At 68.4% G+C, this 18,453-nt stretch carries 22 protein-coding genes and 1 pseudogene; 11 read left to right on the forward strand and 12 right to left on the reverse strand.

Going from position 1 to position 18,453, the window contains the following annotated elements; all coding sequences use genetic code 11:
- Positions 1-123: 123 nt before the first annotated feature.
- Entirely contained in the window at positions 124-870 is a 747-nt protein-coding gene (locus tag ACZ6I3_RS29120; protein ID WP_469418593.1) for a histidine phosphatase family protein, read from the reverse strand.
- Entirely contained in the window at positions 867-2,183 is a 1,317-nt protein-coding gene (gene hemL / locus ACZ6I3_RS29125; RefSeq protein ID WP_469418594.1) for a glutamate-1-semialdehyde 2,1-aminomutase, read from the reverse strand. Before hemL ends, ACZ6I3_RS29120 begins: the two co-directional genes overlap by 4 nt.
- 612 nt (positions 2,184-2,795) lie before the next feature.
- Between hemL and ACZ6I3_RS29130 the strand changes: the two genes are divergently transcribed.
- Both ACZ6I3_RS29130 and ACZ6I3_RS29135 read left to right on the forward strand, forming a co-directional pair.
- Positions 2,796-3,233: a hypothetical protein gene (locus ACZ6I3_RS29130; RefSeq protein WP_149512092.1), complete on the forward strand. Its 438-nt coding sequence runs from the start codon at positions 2,796-2,798 to the stop codon at positions 3,231-3,233.
- A gap of 258 nt (positions 3,234-3,491) precedes the next feature.
- Positions 3,492-3,611: pseudogene (locus ACZ6I3_RS29135) on the forward strand (PucR family transcriptional regulator); the annotation flags it as partial.
- 22 nt (positions 3,612-3,633) lie between these two features.
- Here ACZ6I3_RS29135 and ACZ6I3_RS29140 read toward each other — a convergent pair.
- Positions 3,634-4,194 (reverse strand): DM13 domain-containing protein, encoded by a 561-nt coding sequence (locus ACZ6I3_RS29140; protein ID WP_469418596.1) that lies wholly within the window; start codon positions 4,192-4,194, stop codon positions 3,634-3,636.
- A 335-nt stretch (positions 4,195-4,529) separates the two neighbouring features.
- Between ACZ6I3_RS29140 and ACZ6I3_RS29145 the strand changes: the two genes are divergently transcribed.
- The 3 genes from ACZ6I3_RS29145 to ACZ6I3_RS29155 all read left to right on the forward strand — a co-directional run bounded on the left by ACZ6I3_RS29145 (position 4,530) and on the right by ACZ6I3_RS29155 (position 6,750).
- Positions 4,530-5,777 carry a lactonase family protein gene (locus tag ACZ6I3_RS29145; RefSeq protein ID WP_469418693.1) on the forward strand — a complete coding sequence of 416 codons (1,248 nt, stop codon included), beginning with the start codon at positions 4,530-4,532 and terminating at the stop codon, positions 5,775-5,777.
- A gap of 101 nt (positions 5,778-5,878) precedes the next feature.
- Positions 5,879-6,262: an ArsR/SmtB family transcription factor gene (locus tag ACZ6I3_RS29150; protein WP_469418597.1), complete on the forward strand. Its 384-nt coding sequence runs from the start codon at positions 5,879-5,881 to the stop codon at positions 6,260-6,262.
- Positions 6,259-6,750, forward strand: a complete 492-nt coding sequence (locus tag ACZ6I3_RS29155) for an SRPBCC family protein (protein ID WP_469418599.1) — start codon at positions 6,259-6,261, stop codon at positions 6,748-6,750. The genes ACZ6I3_RS29150 and ACZ6I3_RS29155 overlap by 4 nt, the downstream gene beginning before the upstream one ends.
- Before the next feature lie 176 nt (positions 6,751-6,926).
- Here the strand turns inward: ACZ6I3_RS29155 and ACZ6I3_RS29160 are convergent, their stop codons facing one another.
- The 7 genes from ACZ6I3_RS29160 to ACZ6I3_RS29190 all read right to left on the reverse strand — a co-directional run bounded on the left by ACZ6I3_RS29160 (position 6,927) and on the right by ACZ6I3_RS29190 (position 12,293).
- Positions 6,927-8,033 (reverse strand): SPFH domain-containing protein, encoded by a 1,107-nt coding sequence (locus ACZ6I3_RS29160; protein WP_469418601.1) that lies wholly within the window; start codon positions 8,031-8,033, stop codon positions 6,927-6,929.
- Positions 8,034-8,062: 29 nt separating this feature from the next.
- The gene (locus tag ACZ6I3_RS29165; protein ID WP_469418603.1) at positions 8,063-8,500 is read right to left on the reverse strand and encodes an NfeD family protein; all 438 of its coding nucleotides are present in this window, start codon (positions 8,498-8,500) and stop codon (positions 8,063-8,065) included.
- Positions 8,501-8,699: 199 nt separating this feature from the next.
- Positions 8,700-9,026: a DUF6087 family protein gene (locus ACZ6I3_RS29170; protein WP_469418604.1), complete on the reverse strand. Its 327-nt coding sequence runs from the start codon at positions 9,024-9,026 to the stop codon at positions 8,700-8,702.
- A gap of 31 nt (positions 9,027-9,057) precedes the next feature.
- Complete coding sequence (gene tgmC / locus ACZ6I3_RS29175) at positions 9,058-10,245, reverse strand: ATP-grasp peptide maturase system methyltransferase (protein WP_469418606.1); 1,188 nt, start codon at positions 10,243-10,245, stop codon at positions 9,058-9,060.
- Positions 10,235-11,197, reverse strand: a complete 963-nt coding sequence (gene tgmB, locus ACZ6I3_RS29180; RefSeq protein WP_469418607.1) for an ATP-grasp ribosomal peptide maturase — start codon at positions 11,195-11,197, stop codon at positions 10,235-10,237. Before tgmB ends, tgmC begins: the two co-directional genes overlap by 11 nt.
- Positions 11,198-11,202: 5 nt before the next feature.
- Entirely contained in the window at positions 11,203-11,505 is a 303-nt protein-coding gene (gene tgmA / locus ACZ6I3_RS29185; protein ID WP_469418609.1) for a putative ATP-grasp-modified RiPP, read from the reverse strand.
- Between the two features lie 371 nt (positions 11,506-11,876).
- Positions 11,877-12,293: an ATP-binding protein gene (locus ACZ6I3_RS29190; RefSeq protein ID WP_469418695.1), complete on the reverse strand. Its 417-nt coding sequence runs from the start codon at positions 12,291-12,293 to the stop codon at positions 11,877-11,879.
- A 253-nt stretch (positions 12,294-12,546) separates the two neighbouring features.
- On the opposite strand from ACZ6I3_RS29190, the gene ACZ6I3_RS29195 reads away from it, so the two are divergent.
- Both ACZ6I3_RS29195 and ACZ6I3_RS29200 read left to right on the forward strand, forming a co-directional pair.
- Entirely contained in the window at positions 12,547-13,800 is a 1,254-nt protein-coding gene (locus ACZ6I3_RS29195; RefSeq protein ID WP_469418610.1) for a helix-turn-helix domain-containing protein, read from the forward strand.
- Entirely contained in the window at positions 13,785-14,315 is a 531-nt protein-coding gene (locus ACZ6I3_RS29200) for a GNAT family N-acetyltransferase (RefSeq protein WP_469418612.1), read from the forward strand. Before ACZ6I3_RS29195 ends, ACZ6I3_RS29200 begins: the two co-directional genes overlap by 16 nt.
- A gap of 286 nt (positions 14,316-14,601) precedes the next feature.
- Here ACZ6I3_RS29200 and ACZ6I3_RS29205 read toward each other — a convergent pair whose 3' ends face one another.
- On the reverse strand, positions 14,602-14,958 hold the full coding sequence (locus tag ACZ6I3_RS29205) for a hypothetical protein (RefSeq protein ID WP_469418698.1): 357 nt from the start codon (positions 14,956-14,958) through the stop codon (positions 14,602-14,604).
- A 388-nt stretch (positions 14,959-15,346) separates the two neighbouring features.
- Here ACZ6I3_RS29205 and ACZ6I3_RS29210 point away from each other — a divergent pair, with 388 nt between their 5' ends.
- A complete protein-coding gene (locus tag ACZ6I3_RS29210; RefSeq protein WP_469418614.1) occupies positions 15,347-15,523 on the forward strand; it encodes a hypothetical protein in 177 nt (58 codons plus the stop codon).
- A gap of 25 nt (positions 15,524-15,548) precedes the next feature.
- On the opposite strand, the gene ACZ6I3_RS29215 is transcribed toward ACZ6I3_RS29210, so the two are convergent.
- Positions 15,549-16,040 (reverse strand): hemerythrin domain-containing protein, encoded by a 492-nt coding sequence (locus ACZ6I3_RS29215; protein WP_469418615.1) that lies wholly within the window; start codon positions 16,038-16,040, stop codon positions 15,549-15,551.
- 295 nt (positions 16,041-16,335) lie between these two features.
- On the opposite strand from ACZ6I3_RS29215, the gene ACZ6I3_RS29220 reads away from it, so the two are divergent.
- Genes ACZ6I3_RS29220 through ACZ6I3_RS29230 form a run of 3 tightly spaced genes read left to right on the forward strand, consistent with a single transcriptional unit; the run spans position 16,336 to position 18,429 of the window.
- Positions 16,336-17,670 (forward strand): hypothetical protein, encoded by a 1,335-nt coding sequence (locus ACZ6I3_RS29220; protein ID WP_469418616.1) that lies wholly within the window; start codon positions 16,336-16,338, stop codon positions 17,668-17,670.
- Positions 17,663-18,010, forward strand: coding sequence for a carboxymuconolactone decarboxylase family protein (locus ACZ6I3_RS29225; RefSeq protein ID WP_469418617.1), 348 nt, complete (start codon positions 17,663-17,665; stop codon positions 18,008-18,010). The genes ACZ6I3_RS29220 and ACZ6I3_RS29225 overlap by 8 nt, the downstream gene beginning before the upstream one ends.
- On the forward strand, positions 18,010-18,429 hold the full coding sequence (locus ACZ6I3_RS29230; RefSeq protein ID WP_469418618.1) for an SHOCT domain-containing protein: 420 nt from the start codon (positions 18,010-18,012) through the stop codon (positions 18,427-18,429). Before ACZ6I3_RS29225 ends, ACZ6I3_RS29230 begins: the two co-directional genes overlap by 1 nt.
- The last annotated feature ends 24 nt before the right edge of the window (positions 18,430-18,453 follow it).

Genomic DNA, 18,453 nt, shown 5'->3' on the forward strand with positions numbered 1-18,453 from the left:
CCGTTCATCACGTTCTCTGGTGGTCACCCAGTCAGAGGACGTGATGAACGGGGAGGTTCCGCCGATACTTGCAGTTTCCGTAACGGAGCGATCGGAAAACGCTCGGAAGCGAACAGAAACGGCTTACGCGCCGAACGCCTTGCCCTGCCCCTTCACCGGCTTGGCACCGGCCAGGAGATGCGCCGGGACGAGATCGCGGGCCGGCTCGGTGTAGCCGACGGAGACGATCCGGTCGCCCCGGAACGTGAAGGTCGTCAGCGAGGCGAGCGTGCACTGCCGCTTGCGCGGGTCGTGCCACAGCCGCCGCCGCTCCACGTACGACCGCACGATCCAGATCGGCAGCTGATGGCTGACGACGACCGCCTCGTGCCCCCGGGCCCGGTCCTTCGCCGTGCTCAGCGCGCTCATCATGCGGACGACCTGGTCGACGTACGGCTCGCCCCAGGACGGCTTCAGCGGGTTGACCAGGTGCTTCCAGTTGCCGGGCTTGCGCAGCGCACCGTCGCCGACGCCGAACGTCTTGCCCTGGAAGATGTTGTCCGCCTCGATCAGCCGCTCGTCGGTGGCGAGGTCGAGGCCGTGCGCCTTCGCGATCGGCTCGGCCGTCTCCTGCGCCCGCTCCAGCGGGGAGGCGACGACGTGGGTCACATCGCGGTCCGCCAGATGCTCGGCGACCCGGTCGGCCATGCGCCGGCCCAGCTCGGAGAGGTGGTAGCCGGGGAGACGGCCGTAGAGGATGCCGTCCGGGTTGGCGACCTCGCCGTGGCGCATGACGTGGACGACGGTGATGTCGCCGTTGTCGCCGCCGTTCTCGTCGCCGTTCTCGCCGCCGGTGGCGATCTCGTCGCCGATGGTGATCTCGTCGCTCATGCCGTCGCCTCCGCGGCCGCGCGGGCCGCTGCCGGGAGGGCGTCGGCGATGCGCTGCAGGGCACGCTCGTCGTGCGCGGTGGACACGAACCAGGACTCGAAGGACGACGGCGGCAGGTAGACGCCGTCGGCGAGCAGCGAGTGGAAGAAGGCGGTGAAGCGGAAGGACTCCTGCGCCTTGGCGTCCTCGTAGTTCCTGACCGGACGGTCGGTGAAGAACACGGAGAACATGTTGGAGGCGTTCTGCAGCGTGTGCGCGACGCCCTCCTTGGTGAGGGCGTCGGTGACGAGGCCCTGGATCCGCTTCGAGACGGCGTCGACCTTGGCATAGGCCGCGTCGTCGAGCAGCCGCAGCTGGGCGAGACCGGCCGCGGTGGCGATCGGGTTCCCGGACAGCGTGCCGGCCTGGTAGACGGGCCCGGCCGGAGCGAGGTGCGCCATGACGTCCGCGCGCCCGCCGAAGGCCGCGGCGGGGAAGCCGCCGCCCATGACCTTGCCGAAGGTCATCAGGTCGGGGACGACGCCGTCGATCCCGAACCACCCGGCGCGGCTGGTCCGGAAGCCGGTCATGACCTCGTCGGAGATGTAGAGGGCGCCGTTCTCGGAGCAGATGTCCTTGAGCCCCTGGTTGAAGCCGTCCGCGGGCGGCACGACGCCCATGTTGCCCGGGGAGGCCTCGGTGATCACGCAGGCGATCTCGCCGGGGTGGGCGGCGAAGGCCTCGCGTACGGCGTCGAGGTCGTTGTAGGGCAGGACGACGGTGTCGCCGGCCTGGGCGCCGGTGACGCCCGGGGTGTCGGGCAGCGCGAAGGTGGCGACGCCGCTGCCGGCCGCGGCGAGCAGCGAGTCGACGTGGCCGTGGTAGCACCCGGCGAACTTGATCACCTTGGTGCGCTGCGTGAATCCGCGCGCGAGCCGGATCGCCGACATGGTCGCCTCGGTGCCGCTGGACACGAGCCGGACCTGCTCCAGCGGTCCGACCCGGGCGACCATCTCCTCGGCGAGCGCGACCTCGCCCTCACCGGGCGTACCGAAGGACGTACCGCGGGCGACGGCGTCCTGGACGGCGGCGATGACCTCGGGGTGCGAGTGCCCGAGGATCATGGGTCCCCAGGAGCACACGAGGTCCACGTACTCGCGTCCGTCGGCGTCCGTCAGATACGGGCCGGTTCCGGACACCATGAACCGCGGCGTGCCGCCGACGGCGCGGAAGGCCCGTACCGGTGAGTTCACACCGCCGGGCGTGACGGCCGACGCACGGTCGAACAGAGCCTGCGAGGCCGGTGCTTCATACGGATATGCCAGTTCGCTCATGACCTGCGACTTCTCCGACCTTCTCCGACGTTGTCGGGCTCCGGGTGCCAGTGACCTGTTCAGTGACCTGTTCAGGGTAGGCCAGGGGAGGTTACGGGGCGGACGCGCCGACGGACGCACAGGGTGTGGGCGAACCCGCATCCAGCCCGCGATTCCCGGCCGTCTGCGAGACTGGACCTGATACACACAGATCAAACGGCCCAAGGTGGTCAGAGGCTGCGAAGATCCCGCGGACAGATGTTTCGGCGCACGTTTCGGCGGGCGGTCGCGGGGGAGGTCACTGACACGATGATCGGGTTGCGCGGCGGGGGCGGCGCGTCCTAGAAAAAGCAGTCGGGTGGAGATATGCATCGCGGTGGCGGACTGGGCGAGGGGACCGATGACCTGGGTCCTCGACGTGCCAGACGGGGCAAGCACCGGCGCGAGGCGGAGGACACCCAGGAAACTCGTCAGACGCAGGGTCCGCAGAGTGAACCGGAGCGGCCCGACGGACGTACTGAACATCGGCTGGACGATCTTCGGGCTGAACGTCGGGGTGAGCGTCGCGTGGATGAATTTCAGGCTGAACACCGGGTGGACGATCTTCGTGCGGGGAGCAGGAATGGTGGCCGGGTGGGGGTGACGTACAAATACTTCGGCGCACCCGACGGTGCGACGGCGGCCCGCGTCCCGATCTCGATGCGCCCCGAGGAACTCGGCGGCGACGAACTCGGCATGAACGGCATGTTCACCAAGATCAAGCCGGAGACCATGGCCGCGATGGTCCTCACGGGCATCGAGGGCATCCCCCTGCACAAGGTCCCGCCCCTGGAACTGGTCGTCCTGCACCCCGACTACGCCGTGGTCAAACTCCCCATGACCGTCGTCGACCCCCTCCGGGGCATCGGCGAGGAGGCGGTGGGCGCGGCGGCCTTCATCTGGTCGACGGTGCCGGACCGGGGTGGACCTCGGGACGCGTTCAATGTGTACCAACTGCTGCACGAGTGGCAGGACTTCTCACATCGGCTGCATGAGGCGGGGCATCAGCCGTATTGCTTGGTGTGGCCCTGAGCTGGGGTTTCGTGGAGTGCGGGCGGGGTCTTCGGGCCTCGCCGTTTTGCGTGCCGGGGAGGGGCCGTCAGGCGGCCAGGGCACATTGAGGGCACATTGGTTTTGCTGGGGGTGCTGACTCGGGACGTCGGTGCATGCCGGTTCCCGCTCGCCTCGCACAGTGATTTCGGCGGCGTCCGTGAGGACGCCCAGCACCGCAGCGGCTGACTCAGCTCGGGGAACCATGCCAAAAGCGGCTCCAAATTTACGCAACGCGGTCGCAAGGAACGCATCCACAAGCTCACCGGCGCCAACCCGGGCGATCCGGCCCACCGTTACATGCTCCAGACGGCGGTGATCGGAGCGCGACTGCTGGACTGGCCCGCCGAGGAGCTCTGACGGGCTGCCCTGCGGACGGGGGTCAGGTGCGCGCGAGTTCGGCCGCTCCGAAGGACACGTCGAAGCGGTCGCACCAGATGCTCACGCTGGTGAACCGGGACGGGTCGACGTCGGCGGGCACGGCGTAGTTCTGACTGCCCTTGTTGCCCTTGAGCTTGCCGAGGCTGACGTACGCGCCGTCGTCGAAGACGCGCCAGCCCGCCCGTCCCTCCTTCACCGGCGCGTCGGTCAGCCACACGCGCAGATCCGGGCCGTTGCTGGTGTCGAGGTCCTCCAGCCGTACGACATGGGAACCGTCGGCGAGCCGGACGAGCTTCACACGGCCCGAGGTGGCGTGCTCGTGGCTGATCAGTTCGCCGCCCGCCAGCGTCCGGGGCCGGGGAGCGGGAGAAGGCGACTCGGAGGGCGCTCCGGCGGGAGGCGCCGTAGGCGCTACGGCACCGGGCAGGGCCTCGTGCACGGTTTCGTCCTGCCACAGCTTCCACGGCTGGAACCAGTACAGCCCCAAGCCGACGCCGGCGACCGCTGCCACCAGCACCCCGATGACCAACGGCCTGCCCCACGCCTTCCGTCCACGCCCCATGCCCGCCTCGCTTCCTGAGTGCTTCCTCCGCTCTATTCAACGGGGCACGCGGACGGCGTGTACCCCGACGCGGATGACGGAAGTCTTACGTCGCCGCAGGGACCCGCGAGCCTGGCCGCCTTCCCGATAGATGTCCGGTGAACCACCGGGGTGATCACGGTCCGCAGCCACGGACAGCCCACCGATCCGAGGGCGCCCGGGAACTGCTTACGAGAGTCTGACGCGACCCGCGTTCCCCACTCACCTCACCGGCGCCACCGGCCACCCTTGTCCCGTCCACGAGCACCCACACGGACGCACAAACGCCATGAGGCTTGAAGGAGTGGGACGTGAGTATGTACAGCGAGCGGAACGAGCACCGTCCGAGCCGGAGGGCCGCAGGACGTCGCGGGCACCGGGCGAAGTCCAGGACGCAGCGGATCGTGATCGGCGGCACCACCCTCGCCACCGTCGCGGCGGCCACCGTGGCCGTGTCCCTGGCCTCGGCGAGCCAGTACGGGGCGTCCGGACCAGGAGCCGATCGAGCCGTCTTCGTGCAGGGCAACGAACTGAGCGGCAACACCATCCGCGTCTTCGCCCGGGACGGCCGGGGCAAGCTGAAGCCCGGAGGCACCTACGCCACGGGCGGTCGGGGCGGCGACCAGGTCGACGCCCCCACCGACTCCCTCGCCTCCCAGGGCTCCCTCGTCTACGATCACGCCTCCGAACTGCTGCTGGCGGTCAACGCCGGCAGCGGCACGCTGACCTCCTTCCGCGTCGAGGGAACGAAACTGAAGAACCGTCGAATCATGGACACCGGCGGCGAGTTCCCCTCCAGCATCGCGGTACGGGGCAAGGTGGCGTACGTCATGAACGCGGGCGGCGAGGGCAGCGTCCAGGGCTTCCGCATCACCGCCGAGGGGCCTGTGCCGATACGGGGATCCTTCCGCTCCCTCGGGTTGGCCAACGAGGACGTTCCACGGTTCGACACCTCGCCCGGCGAGGTCGAGATCACCCCGGACGGCCGCAACCTGGTGGTCACCACCAAGGGCAACAACACCGTCGAGGTCTTCCCGCTGAAGAGCGACGGCCTGCCGGCCGTCGCCGAGCCGGTCGTCAACAAGTCCGCCGGCAACGTGCCGTTCGCCATCAGCTTCGACCGCTCCGGCAACCGGATGCTGGTCGCCGAGGCCGAGAAGTCCACGGTGACCAGCTACCGGGTCCAGCGCAACGGAAAGCTGAGGGTCCTTCAGAAGCCGCTCGCCAACGGCCAGGAGGTCCTGTGCTGGCTGGAGCGCGCGGGCGACAACTTCTACGGCGGCAACACCGGCAACTCCACCGTCACCGGGTACCGCATGGACAAGCACGGACGGCTCGCCCTGACCAACGAGGTCGGCGTGGCCACCCCGCCATCCGCGAAATCGCAGGGTGTGATCGACATCGCCGTGACCGGGGACGCGAAGTTCGTCTACGTCCAGAACGCCACCTCCGGCACGATCGACGGCTTCCGCGTCGAAAGGAACGGATCCCTCACCAAGGTCACCACCGCCGAGGGCCTGCCCGCGTTCGCCGAGTCCGGCATGGAGGGCATCGCCGCGATGTGACGCCCCGGGCGATCAGGCGAGAACACGCTTGTGGCCGTAGAGCCCCGCCGCACGCAGCGAAGTGCCAGCGGAACGCGTAACCGATGGGTTACGCTTTTGGGGTGGAGGAGCTGACCGAGGTGGCCGACGCCATCGCCGACCCGGTTCGCCGGGAGATCCTGTCCATGTTGCGTCACACGCCGCTGACGGCGGGCGAGATCGCCGCCCGGTTCCCCGTCAGTCGCCCCGCCGTGAGCCGTCATCTGCGGGTGCTCCGGGAGAGCGGCCTGGTCCGGGACGAGCAGATCGGACGCCAGCGCCGCTACACGCTCGTCGCCTCCCGGCTGAGCGCCCTCGCCACGTGGCTCGCCCGGTTCGACACGCGACGGCCCGGCTGGTCGCAGCGCCTCGCAGCGCTGGAGACCGAGGTCCACCGCACCCGACGGGACCGGATCCGGGCCGAGCCCGCCACCACCTCGCACCCTCCCAGGGAGGACACGGCATGACCCCCGAACCCACCGGACGACTCGTCCCCACACTGTCCGGATCCGACCTGATCCTCACCCGTACCTACCGCGCCTCCGCCGACGACGTCTGGGCGAGCGTCACCGAACCGGAGCGCACCGCCCGCTGGTTCGGCCCCTGGCGCGGCGAGGCAGGGCCCGGCCGCACCGTCGAGGTGCAGCTGGCGTACGAGGAGTCGGCGCCATGGTGCCCGATCCGGATCGAAGCTTGCGAGCCACCGCGGCGGCTCGCCGTCTCGATGCAGGACGAGGCCGGCTCCTGGTCGTTGGAGTTGCTGCTGGCCGAGACCGAAGGCGCCACCGAGGTCCAGCTCGTCCACCACCTCACCTCCACGGACCAGTTGGGCTCGACCGGCCCCGGTTGGGAGTACTACCTGGACATGCTCACCGCCTCGCGCACGGACGGACCCCAGCCCGACTTCGAGGACTACTACCCCGCGCAGAAGGCGTACTTCGAGTCTCTGGCATGAGGGGCCCTCGGCCCCGGACTGGTGTCGACGATCGCCGGCGACGTGCCCGTAGCTGCCCATGAGGCCGGCACATCACGGTCGACGACGGTCTGCACGGGCGCACGCGTCGCACGGCCCGCCCCCCCCTCCAGGGCTCTGGAAGCCTGACGGCAGTCCATCTACGACCGAGGGCCGGCTCAACCTCCGGGCGTCTGCCCCCGGCGCGGAGTCTGAGGCGACTTCGCGGCCTCGGCCTCGGCCTTGGCGTCGCTCACCGCGGCGGCGGCCTGCCTCTCTGCCTCGTCTGCAGCCGCCGCTGCGTCGAGCGAAGCCGTCGAGGCGCCGAGCTCCGGAGTCCGGCTTCCGTATGACGTGTCGCCGGGGTCGGCCGTGGCTGCTTCCTCGGGTTGCGCGGGCGGGGGCGCGCCCGCTGCCGACTGGTCGCCGAATGCGGTGGTGACGGTCCGAATCGCCTCGGTCAGCTCCCCCGGGATCACCCAGAACGTGTTGTTGTCGCTGTTCGCCAGGTGCGGGAGCGTCTCCAGGTACTTGTAGGCCAGGATCTTCGCGTCGGCGTTGTTGCGGTGGACGGCCTGGAAGACGAGCTCCACCGCCTTCGCCTCACCGTCCGCCCGCAAGATCATGGCCTGCTGCGTGCCCTGCGCCTCCAGGATGTCCTTCTGCTTCGTGCCCTCCGCGGTGAGGATCTTGGCTTGCCGCTCCCCCTCGGCGTGCAGGATGGCCGCGCGCTTGTCACGCTCGGCCCGCATCTGCTTCTCCATCGCCTCCTTGATGGTGTGCGGTGGATCGATGGCCTTGATCTCGACCCGGTTGACCCGGATGCCCCACTTGCCGGTGGCGTCGTCGAGGACGGCGCGCAGCCGGGAGTTGATCTCCTCACGCGAGGTGAGCGTCTCCTCCAGGTCCATGCTGCCGATGACGTTCCGGAGGGTGGTCACGGTGAGCTGGTCGATCGCCTGCAGGTAGTCGGCGACCTCGTAGGCCGCCGCCCGCGGGTCGGTGATCTGGTAGTAGAGCACGGTGTCGATGTTGACCACGAGGTTGTCCTCGGTGATCACCGGCCTGGGGTCGGACGAATAGACCTGCTCGCGCACGTCGAGTTTGGTGTTGATGCGGTCCGCCACCGGCAGGAGCAGGTTCAGCCCGGGCTGCAGCGTCCGGCGGTACCGGCCGAACCGCTCCACGTTGTAGCGGCGTGCCTGCGGGACGATCCGCACGCTGGAGGCCACGAGGAAGACGACGACGATGGCCGCCACAAGGGCGAGGACGACAACTGGTTCCACAGTGCCTCCGTTGCTGTGCGTTCAGCCGTTCACGGAAGAAGCTCGCGGGGGTAGACGAGGGCCGTGGCGCCCTCGATCTCCATGACGTCCACCAGCGCTCCCACCGGGATCACGAGGCTTTCGTCGAAGGCGCGGGCGGACCACTCCTCGCCGGAGAGCTTGATCAGACCACGGGTCGCGGTGACCTCCTGCATGACCTCGGCCCGCTTGCCGATCAGCGCGTCACTGCCCTCGTAAGTGAGGGGCTGCTGGTTCATGTGCCGCAGCCCGACAGGACGGACGATGAAAAGGCCCGCTGCCGCCGCCGCGGCGAAGGCCAGCAGCTGGCCGAGAAGGCCGATGCCCACACCGGCCACCACCGCGGAAACCAACGCGGCACCGGCCAGCAACCCGAAGACCAGGGTCAGTGTGAAGAACTCAGCGGCACCCAGCGCCGCGGCGGCGAGCAGCCATATGAACCACGGCATCGAATCGCCCTCCTTCAGGGGCCTTCTCCACCAAGCTACCGCCCGACAGTCTGGACAGGACAGACACGGGCAGCAGGGGTCCTTGATCGTCGAGTCAAGACCACCCTGCGGATCATCGCCTTCTCGTTCTTCGCCCTGGCCCCTACGTCACCGTCGACGCCGCCCGCGCCCACAGCAGCCGCAGGCGCGGCGGCGTTGATCACCTCTGCGCCCGGCCGCCACTGCCCGGCCTGGGCGCCTGGGGTTTGCGGTGCTTGCCGGTGCCGGAGCCGAGTGGCTTCGACACCGGCCCTGCAGGTGAGGGATCGTTGGCCTCTGGGTACAGGATGGCTTGGGCCTCGGCCAGGCTGTCGGCGAACCCGTACAGCTCCCAGGTGTGCCCGTTCCAACACTCGATGGCACGGGGCGCATCCGGGTTCAGATGCGATGCCCTGGGCCCGTCGCCGGGCACGACATGCACGGCGCGAAGTCGGCCGATCTTCGCGTCACGGCGCTCCGCCCAGTCCTTCAGCGGCTCGTCGTCCATCCTGGCGTTCCTCGCGTCGGTGGTGGCTGTCTCAGGAGGGTAGCGGCCACTGCGGACCATTCGGGTTCCCGAGCCAGACGGCCTGCTGGTGGCGGGAGACGGTCACGCCGAACGCCGCGGTGTTCGGTGAGCCGTACTCCTCCCAGGTGGCCACCGCCGATTCGACCGCGTCCCACAGGCGGCGGGGGCCGCCCTGGCGGACTTGCCAGCCGCTGTCCGTGGGAGCGAGGGCGGCGAAGGAATCGGTAACGCTGTCCAACAGAAACGTGCTGACCGTGCCACCGTCGACCGCCATCGAGAAGAAGCGGGCGTCCGGCGCCGCGAGCTGTGCCATGAACGCCGACCCGGAGCTGGTGAGAACCTCTGGCCCGCGTGCGGCTTTCCGTACCGTCCCGTCGTCGGGCCCCGGCACCATGCCGAGGCTCTCCGGTGCCTCCTGCTGGCGGGCGATCATGAAGCTTGGGTCGTCCTCGCTGAACCAGCCGCTCGCGCTGTCACCGGTGACGATGAGCTTGACCAGGCCGAGGGAGCGCATCCAGCCGCGCAGGGTGGTGAGGATGACGCCGCCCGGCCGGACCTGCTCCAGCCAAACGAGCGGGATGCTGCGGAAGCCGCACGTGGCGATCAGCCGGTCGTATGGGGCTCCGTCGGGGTGGCCGACGCGGCCGTCCTTCACCAGCAGGTGGGGCGTATGACCGGATTCGGTGAGGGCGTGGCTGGCTCGGCGGGCCACGCCTGCGTCCGTCTCGATCGAGGTCACGCTCTCGCTACCGAGCCGGTGGCACATCAGCGCTGTCGAGTATCCGGTTCCGGTGCCGATCTCCAGCACGTTCATGCCGTCCTGCACATCCAGGTCTTCGAGCATCCGCACCACGAGGCTTGGCAACGTCGACGACGAGGTCGGGGCCGCGTTGCTGATCGGCTTCGGCTCGGCCCAGTCGATGTCCTGGCCGTCGAACTGAGTCATCCATGTCTCGTCGGTGTAGACGAGCCGGAGCCACTCCTCCTTGCCGACCGTCTCCGGTGTGACCGGCTCCCAGGTGGTGACGCCCGGGACATGGCTCTCCCGGTAGAAGCGCGGGATGAACCTGTGCCGGGGCACGGCCTCCACGGCGGCCCGCCACTCAGGTGAGTGCAGCCGTCCGTCCTTCTCCAGTTGCCGGGCGAGCCGGCGCCGGAGATCGACCGCAGCCGTCTCGATATCGGTCTCACTGGCCACAGAGTCCTCCTTCCAGAAGATCGGCGAGTGCCGCAGTCATCGGCAGACCGGTCGGCGGCTCCATCCATGCCCACTGCCCGGAAGGATTGCACTCGATGAAGATCCACTCGCCGCGGTCGGTCAGAGCAAAGTCGAACGCCCCGAAGACGAGCCCGAAGTGCTTCAGATAGGCATACATCGACCGCTCCGCCGCGGGTGGCGCGGCAAGCGGCGTGTATGTGTGAGTGCCGTAGTCCGTACGCCAGTCGAGGAGACCGGAGTCGATCCGCACGGCGAAGATCTGCTCGCCGATCACCGTCACCCGGATATCGGCAACCTTGTCCACCCGCTTCTGGAAGAGGTGCATGGTGCCGGACACGGAGGCGTCGATCTCGTCGGCGATCACCTCGGTCACGGGGACGGTCTGGGCCTTGCCGTCGACCAGATAGAGCGGAACCGAGATCGGCTTGAAGATGACCGGACCGTGCGTCCTGATGAAGGCCCGTGCGTCGTCGGGAACGTTGGTGACCAACGTCGGCGGAAGCCTGAAGCCGGCCGCCGCCGCTACCGCGAGCCCGGCCGGCTTGTACTCGGCGTCGCCGATGCGGTTGGGGTGGTTGACGTAGAGGCAGCCGGGCAGCGAGGTGAGAATGCCGCCCAGTCCGTAGCGCGCCTGGGCCACGGCGAACCGCTCGTCCTGCTTGTCGAGGTGTGGGAAGGCAAACCCGGAGGGGCGGCGGTAGTAAATGGAACGCACCGCGCCCAGGTCGGCACGTCGGCTCGGGGTCTGCACGCTTCCGCGCCACCTGTCGGTGCCACCGATGGTGGCCGAACACGACAGGGTGGTGGGGAAGTCACCGGAGTCGAGCTGCACGACCGGGACGCCCCGGTCGTGCAGCTCGGCGATCACGAAGTCCGCGGTCGGATCGTCAAGGTTGGTGACGACCAGGACCGGACGATCGTCGTTCGTCACCAGAGTCACTGGTCGGTGTCGTTGCCCGTGTCGCTGTCCGGGGAGTCGCTGTTGCGGTCGCCCTGGCCCGTGGTGCCGGTCGCGGGATTCGTACCGGAGGATGTGCCGTGGCCCGGGGACATGGTGGGCACCCCGGAAGTGTCGAAGTACCGGGCGGTCTGCGTCTCCGGATCCAGCGTCACCGTCGCGTAGACGGGGCCGTCGATGGGCGGGTACGGGGCGATGCGACGCAGACCCCACGGGGCCGCCGTCAGATGCCCCTGCGGCAGCGGGCTGCCCGTGGGGAATCGATCCATGTGGTTGAACACGGTCTTCCTTCCTGTCAGAAATTCTGTCCTTCGCCTGACTTGCTCACCCGCACGGCATCGAGGAACACGATCCTGCTTGTGCGGGAGTCTCAGGGGCTCCGGGAACAAGAGGCACCGGGCCCTACGTCGAAACCGGACCGGGATTCCGCAGCCCGTCCAGGACCCGTTGGCGGATCTCGCCGAGAACCAGTCCCCACTCGGCTCGCAGCCGCACAAGGTCGGCGGGAGTAATTCGGACCGACTCTGGGACAGTAACCGCGCCGACCTCGTCAGACGGACGCGTCGGGCCGAAGACAAGCTGCACGCACGCGTCCGGGAACGGGTCGCCGACCAGTTCCTCCGAGGCAGGAGTCGTAAGGAGATACGCGAGATCAGCATGCGGCAGGCACCCTCAGCTCTGCCCAGACGAGCTTGCCCCAACGATGCAGGTCGTAGCCCCACCGCCAGCTCAGCGACTCGACCAGGATCAGACCACGGCCGCCCTCGGAGTCACCTTCAGGACAGCCCAGTTCCGGGGTATCTCGGCATTTGTCGGCAACGCCGACCCGAATCAATTCGGCCGTCTCGCGCCGAATCACTACACGGACCACGCGACAGGGCGTGTGGCTGACGGCATTGCTGATCAGCTCCGAAACGATCAGAGTGCCCACCTCGGCCAACTCGCCTATGCCCCAAGTGTCCAGAGCCGCGGAGACAAGCAGACGTGCGCGGCGCGCGGATTCCGGCTCGCACGGCACCGTCTCGGCATAGCCCGGAACACCAGTCCCGGTTGGCTCGGCAGCGGTCATGGTCACGGGGTCATCCCTCCGAGGCTGGGACGCCCGCCCCGCGAAGGGTCCGCAGGAGCGGGCTTTCCTGCACGCCATCGAGAGGCAGGAAGGGGAATCTCGCCCGCTCAACGGCTGGTACCGAGTCAACGGCCCTTGGCCGACGGCGAACAGGAAAAGTCGCGCCCCGCAGCACCTACGCGAACCGGAAGACTTTACGCTCTGGTGACCTCGGGGCTGGTTCGGCCGGTAACCACAGGGCTACGGTCCGTCCATGGGAGCGAACGCCATCCTCAAGAGCCGGATGGAGGAACTCGGGCTCACCCAGGAAGAATTGGCTGGTCGGATGAACGCCGCGCTGGCAGAGATCACTGGCAGGCCCGGTGACGTCTCCGACCGCACAGTCCGCAACCTCCTCAATGGGACCTCCCGCCGCCCCATCGGACGCACGTGTGCAGCCCTGGAGCGGGTGTTCGGTTGTCCCGTCGAGGACTTAGGGTTCAGCGCACCGCGCACCATGCAACACCCGCAGGAGGACCCCGTGCGGCGTCGCACTTTCCTCACCTCAGCGACCGGAAGCGCAGCTGCCGCCGTTCCCTTGGTGGCCCAACGCCGGACCGTCGGCATGTCGGACGTGGCCCGGGTCGCTGCCGGGATGAACGCCCTTGTTGAAGCGGACGACCGCCAGGGCGGACACGCGGCACTGGAGAAGGCCGCCGCCCAGGGCCGCATCAGGGTGCTGGAACTACAGCAGCGCAACGCCGGCGAACGCGTCCGCCGAGCCCTGTACGCACTGGCCGCCGAGTACACCACCATCGCCGCCTGGTCCTGCATCGACGCCCGCAACCTCGACCAGGCCCAGAGCTACCTGAACGAATCAGCGGCGTACGCCGGCCTCTCCCAGGACGGCCCTACTGAAATCCGAGTGTGGGTCAACCTCTCGATGCTCGCCTATCAGCGGCAGAACTGGCCCGAAGCGCTCGCAGCGGCCCAGGCCGCGCAAGCCTCCTCAGCAGCTCGCCGAGACCCGTTCTTCGATTCGCTGGGCCGAGTCCGCGTCGCCCTCGCATACGCGGCTCTCGGCGATGGCCGTGCGGGCCTGCGTTCACTGGCATCAGCCCAGGACACCTTCACGAGGGTGGCCGACCGAGAGCGTCCGCGCTGGACCGCCTTCTACGGGCAGGCCGAACTTGACCACCTCGCCGCAATCGTCCAGGTCAACAGCGGACGCCACGCTCATGCCGAAGCCATGGCGCACCGCGCCCTGGCCAGGATCCCGACCGCCTTCCGGCGCAACAAGGCCCTCGCGACCGCCCAACTCGCCCTCGCACAGCTCCACCAGGGAGAGGCCGAACAGGCCACGGCCTCAGCCACTGACGTCTTCACGATCATGGGTGGCGACCCACTGCCCGGCCGTATGCGCACACTCATGGGCGACTTCCACCGGAGCCTGTTCGTCATGGCCCCCTCCACCTCCTACGCGCGAGACTGGGCAGACCGCATGCGAACCGAATGGAGCCGAGCGTGACCGACCTGCGTCACTTCCAGCACGGAGACCTCCCCGAGGTCTTCCGGCAGATGCTCATCGACGTACACGCCGACGCCTACGCCGACCAGATGGACGACCCCTTCCACCAGCGCTTCGCCTGGTTCGTCGACCACTGGACCGGCATGGACGGCTTCTCCTGCGTAGTGGCGTACGACGAAGACGAACCGGTCGGCTTCGCCTACGGCGCCCCGCTCGCCCCCGGCCGCGAATGGTGGCGCTCCACCGCGTACGAGCCGGACAACGGCTACTCCTCCACCTACGCGGTCTCCGAGGTGATGGTGCGCCCAAGGTGGCGGAAGCAGGGAATCGCCGACCGCTTGCACGAGGCGCTGCTCAAGGAACGCACGGAAGACGTCGCCGTGCTGCTGGTCGACGTCACGCACCCCAAGGTCCAAGCTCTGTACGAGACATGGGGATACACCAGAGTCGGCGAGCAGCAACCGTTCGCCGACTCACCGGTGTACGCGGTCATGGTCAAAGACCTTCGGGACTGAGTCGCCGTCAGCCGGTGACGAGGCGGCTGTCGAAACCGGCCCGCACAAGTCGCTCGTAGGCGTCATACACCGCTGCAGATCCCCACCGGCATGTGATGTGCAGGCTGCTCATGCAAGGCTCCGCAGTCCGACTTCCAGGGCGAGTGTGTCGCACAGCATGCACGCCACCCGCCTCACCCGCGAGCAGAAGAGCCGCTACGTCGCCGACTGGACCGACCTGCCCGACTGGCAGAAGGAGACCGACGCGGACATCTTCGAGGACTGTCTTAGGCGGAAGGGATCAGGCTCAGGTGGTCCCACACTGCCAGGAGCCGAAGTCGCCCATCTCGCCGCCTGTCGAGATACCCGCGGAGACGCAGATCTTCTTGCCCTCGGGGAAGTTGAAGCCGTTCTCGGTCTTCGTGGTCCCCTTGCCGCCGTGGTTGGTGATCAGGTGGTCGTAGTCCCACTCATTCGGCTTCATCGGAGCCACGTCGACCTTCAAGACCGCAGCCCAGCCGTCAGCGCAGGTGTCCTTGATGCGCAGCGTGTCGCCGTTGGCCACGAACCAGCCCTCTGAGTTGAAGCTGCAGCCGTGGCTGCCCCCACTGCGCGCGTGCGGCGTGTTGGCGCCGGCGAAGGCCGGTGAGTTCGCGAGTGCCACGCACGCGACCGCAGCCGCACACGCCCCTAAAACCTTGGTCCGGGATACGTTCATGTTGATTTCCCCCTCCAGAAATTGGCGAATACAGAACATATGAGACTATCGCCAGATACGCGGCATCCGCTGTATCACCCATCAGAATCTGACCGACGCAGTTCCGGTCCCGCTCACCGGCGCATGCGTTTCACGGTAGGGGGGGCAGCAGCATGGAGTCGTTAGCGACGAGTGCACACACACTTGGCAACGCGTCTACTTGCTGATCTTCTTCGGGGCTGGCCACTGATCGGGGGCGGTCCGCGAAGCGCAACGAGCGAGGGGCCCCGAGCTGAATCTCAAATCCGTGGCGTCCCTCGCGAGGGCGAGGCCGAGATCAGAGAGCCCCGGCGGCATGGGCGAGCCCCAACCCGGTCTGTGTCTGCCGTTCGTGCCCGGGTCGCGCCGCGCAGACCGTCAGGTCGACCAGGCGCCGGGCCCCGTCGAGGCACTGGGCGATCGCCTGGCAAGCGTCGACGGGCTGTCGGGGCTCCACGAAGCCCTGCTGAAGGAGCCGGCGCGGGACCTGTGAGGGGCTGCGCGGCGACGCGGCGCGGTCAGGCGCTGACGATACGGCGCACGTTGTCCACCGCTCCGCACTCCGCCTTCAGCTGCCGCTCCCGTTCCGCCAGGAACGCGCCGCCCAGTTCCTCCCGGCGGTCGAGGGCGACGTTCTCGCGGGCGCCGTTGAGGATGGTGCGCTCTTCCTCGTCGGTGTGGTGGGTGATGGCCTTCACCAGCTCTTCCAGCTTCTCGTCCCACTCCGCGGAGCCGACCTCGTCGACCTCCAGGAGTTCGAGAAGTGCCTTGTTGCCCTCCTCGTGCTCCTCCTCGCCGTGCTCGAGTTCGTCGTCGTCGATGTTCTGGTAGCGCTTGAGGGCGGGGTACACCTCGGACTCCTCCGTCTGCGCGTGCGCGATCAGCAGATCGGCGAATTCCCGCAGGGCGGCTGCCCGGTCGGCTTCGACGCTGCGCATCTGATGGAAGAGATCCTCCATTCTTCTGTGGTCCTGGAGGATGAGTTCGACGACGTCTCGTGTCTCTGACATGGGGCGGGCATCACTTCCGTTCGAGGGAACCTTGCCGGACCGGATACCCCCGTCCGCCGTGTTCAGTGATCCCGGCTCGGGTCGCCCCTCCCCCCTCCTCCCCTCCCCCCTCGCAGAGCACATGCGCCGTTCGCTCGTCCTCGATAAAATCGGTAAGCAGGACAAAACTACCTATAAAGCATCACGGGGGAGATTCATGGATTCCTCCGATGGTTCCTCGTCCGCTGGTTCCGCTGGTTCCGCTGGTTCCTCGTCCGCCTCGGAAGGTCGTGACCGTCCGGCCGGCGGACCTCCCTTGAGCGCCACGGAACGGGAAGAGTACGAACGGCTGCGCAAGGCGGCCTCCGTTCACCACCGGCGGCTGCGCTACACGGCGACCTCCGTGCTGCTGGTCCTGACCTTCCTCCTGGCGCCGCTGGCCGTGGTCGCCGCCTGGGTGGACTCGGAGGTCGCCGACACCGACCGCTATGTCCAGACCGTCGCTCCGCTCGCCACGGAGCCCTCGGTCCAGAACACCGTGACCGACCGGCTCACCAAGCGCGTGGTCGACAACGTCGACGTCGCCGCCTTCACCGAGGCCGTCGCGCGGACGTTGCAGCGGGAAGGCGCACCGCCCCGGGTGGTCCAGGGCGCCGACGCGCTGACCGGCCCGCTGACGAGCGCGCTCAGCTCGGCCGTCCACAGGATCGTGTACCGGGTGGTGACCAGTGACCAGTTCGCCGAGGTGTGGGAAGACGCCAACCGGCGGGCCCACGCCGCCGTGGTCAAGGTCCTCACCGGCGAGGGCAGCAGTGCCATCCAGGCCGGCGACGACAGCATCGACCTGAACATCGGCACCGTCGTCGACAACGTCAAGCAACGTCTCGTGGACGCCGGATTCGATCAAGCCTCGAAGATCCCCGACGTCGACAAGACGATCACCCTGTTCCAGACCGACAAGCTCAACGAGGCCCAGGGCGCCATGCGTCTGCTGAACGTGCTCGGCGTCTGGCTCCCCGTCCTGGTCCTGGTCCTGGCGGCACTCGCCGTCTGGAGCGGGCCCGCGCACCGCGTCGCCCTGATGACCACGGCCATCGGCGTCGGGGTCATGATGATCGTGCTGCTCGTCGGCCTCGCCGTGACGCGCCAGATCTATCTGGACTCCGTCTCCACGACCGCCCTGCCCCAGAACACCGCGGCCGACATCTACGACATCTTCCTGCGCTTCCTCAAGAACACCACGGTCACGGTGCTGGTCATCGCCGTGATCACCACGCTGGCCGGCTACCTGTACGGGCCCGGACGCGGTGCCCGGTGGATCAGACGGGCGGCGGCGGGCGGAACCGGGGCGACGGGCCGGGCCATGGCGCGCCACGGTCTGCGCACCGGGGACACCGGCCGCGTGCTGGACGCCCACCGCAAGTGGACCACCGGCATCGCCATCGCCGGCGGCGCGCTCGCCCTGGTGCTGTGGAACTACCCCACCCCCGGATCCGTGGCGCTCGTCCTCGGCGTCGTCGTCCTCGTGCTGGTCCTCCTCGCCGTCCTCGCCGCGGCCTCCGGCACGGCGAGGACGGCGAGGACGGCGAGGACGGCACAACCAAGCCGTACGTCGCACCAACCACCCGAGAAAGGAGCCCGAAATGGCTGAGCAAGAGACAGGGGCGAGCGGCGTCGCCGCTCTCGCCGAGGCGAACGCGCCGGTGTTCGAGACGCTCGTCCAGATGACGCTCGACACCTTCGAGCGGTCCGGGCTGGACGAGGAGACATACCTGCTGGCACGCATCGCGGCTCTGGTGGCCATGGACGCCTCCGCTCCCTCCTACCTCCTCAACATCGGCACCGCCGCGGAGGTCGGCGTGCCGCTGGAGAAGATCCAGGGAACGCTCGTGGCGATCGCCCCCGTGGTCGGCAGCGCCCGCGTCGTGTCCGCCGCGCGCGCCATCGGTGACGCGTTCGGGCTGGACCTTCCCGGAGAGGAGGAGCGGTGATGGGCGACTCTGTGAACCTGGCCTACGACTACCCGGTCCTCGGGGCCTTCTGGACGATCATGTGGATCTTCCTGTGGGTCATGTGGGTCTTCCTGCTGTTCCGCGTCATCGTCGACATCTTCCGTGACGACGCCCTGAGCGGCTGGGGCAAGACGGGATGGCTGGTCTTCACCATCGTCCTGCCCTTCCTGGGCGTCTTCGTCTACGTCGTCGCCAGGGGCAAGGGCATGGGCAAGCGTGAACAGGACCACGTCAGGGCCAAGATGGACGAGACGGACCGCTACATCCGCGAGACCGTCGGCGCCACCGGCCCTGCAAGCGAGGCGGACCAGCTCGCCACGCTCTCGCAGATCCGGGCCCGCGGCGACATCTCCGACGAGGAGTTCCGCAAGGCCAAGGAGAAGGTCCTCCACTCGTGACCGCGCGCGACGCGTACTGACGGG

The sequence above is a fragment of the Streptomyces sp. NPDC041940 genome, from assembly GCF_055589465.1.

Coding starts and splice junctions, on each gene's coding strand:
- ACZ6I3_RS29120 (WP_469418593.1), bottom strand. CDS start 870: ATGAGCGACGAGATCACCATCGGCGACGAGATCGCCACCGGCGGCGAG.
- hemL (WP_469418594.1), bottom strand. CDS start 2,183: ATGAGCGAACTGGCATATCCGTATGAAGCACCGGCCTCGCAGGCTCTG.
- ACZ6I3_RS29140 (WP_469418596.1), bottom strand. CDS start 4,194: ATGGGGCGTGGACGGAAGGCGTGGGGCAGGCCGTTGGTCATCGGGGTG.
- ACZ6I3_RS29145 (WP_469418693.1), top strand. CDS start 4,530: ATGTACAGCGAGCGGAACGAGCACCGTCCGAGCCGGAGGGCCGCAGGA.
- ACZ6I3_RS29155 (WP_469418599.1), top strand. CDS start 6,259: ATGACCCCCGAACCCACCGGACGACTCGTCCCCACACTGTCCGGATCC.
- ACZ6I3_RS29165 (WP_469418603.1), bottom strand. CDS start 8,500: ATGCCGTGGTTCATATGGCTGCTCGCCGCCGCGGCGCTGGGTGCCGCT.
- ACZ6I3_RS29170 (WP_469418604.1), bottom strand. CDS start 9,026: ATGGACGACGAGCCGCTGAAGGACTGGGCGGAGCGCCGTGACGCGAAG.
- ACZ6I3_RS29190 (WP_469418695.1), bottom strand. CDS start 12,293: ATGACCGCTGCCGAGCCAACCGGGACTGGTGTTCCGGGCTATGCCGAG.
- ACZ6I3_RS29195 (WP_469418610.1), top strand. CDS start 12,547: ATGGGAGCGAACGCCATCCTCAAGAGCCGGATGGAGGAACTCGGGCTC.
- ACZ6I3_RS29200 (WP_469418612.1), top strand. CDS start 13,785: ATGGAGCCGAGCGTGACCGACCTGCGTCACTTCCAGCACGGAGACCTC.
- ACZ6I3_RS29210 (WP_469418614.1), top strand. CDS start 15,347: ATGGGCGAGCCCCAACCCGGTCTGTGTCTGCCGTTCGTGCCCGGGTCG.
- ACZ6I3_RS29215 (WP_469418615.1), bottom strand. CDS start 16,040: ATGTCAGAGACACGAGACGTCGTCGAACTCATCCTCCAGGACCACAGA.
- ACZ6I3_RS29225 (WP_469418617.1), top strand. CDS start 17,663: ATGGCTGAGCAAGAGACAGGGGCGAGCGGCGTCGCCGCTCTCGCCGAG.
- ACZ6I3_RS29230 (WP_469418618.1), top strand. CDS start 18,010: ATGGGCGACTCTGTGAACCTGGCCTACGACTACCCGGTCCTCGGGGCC.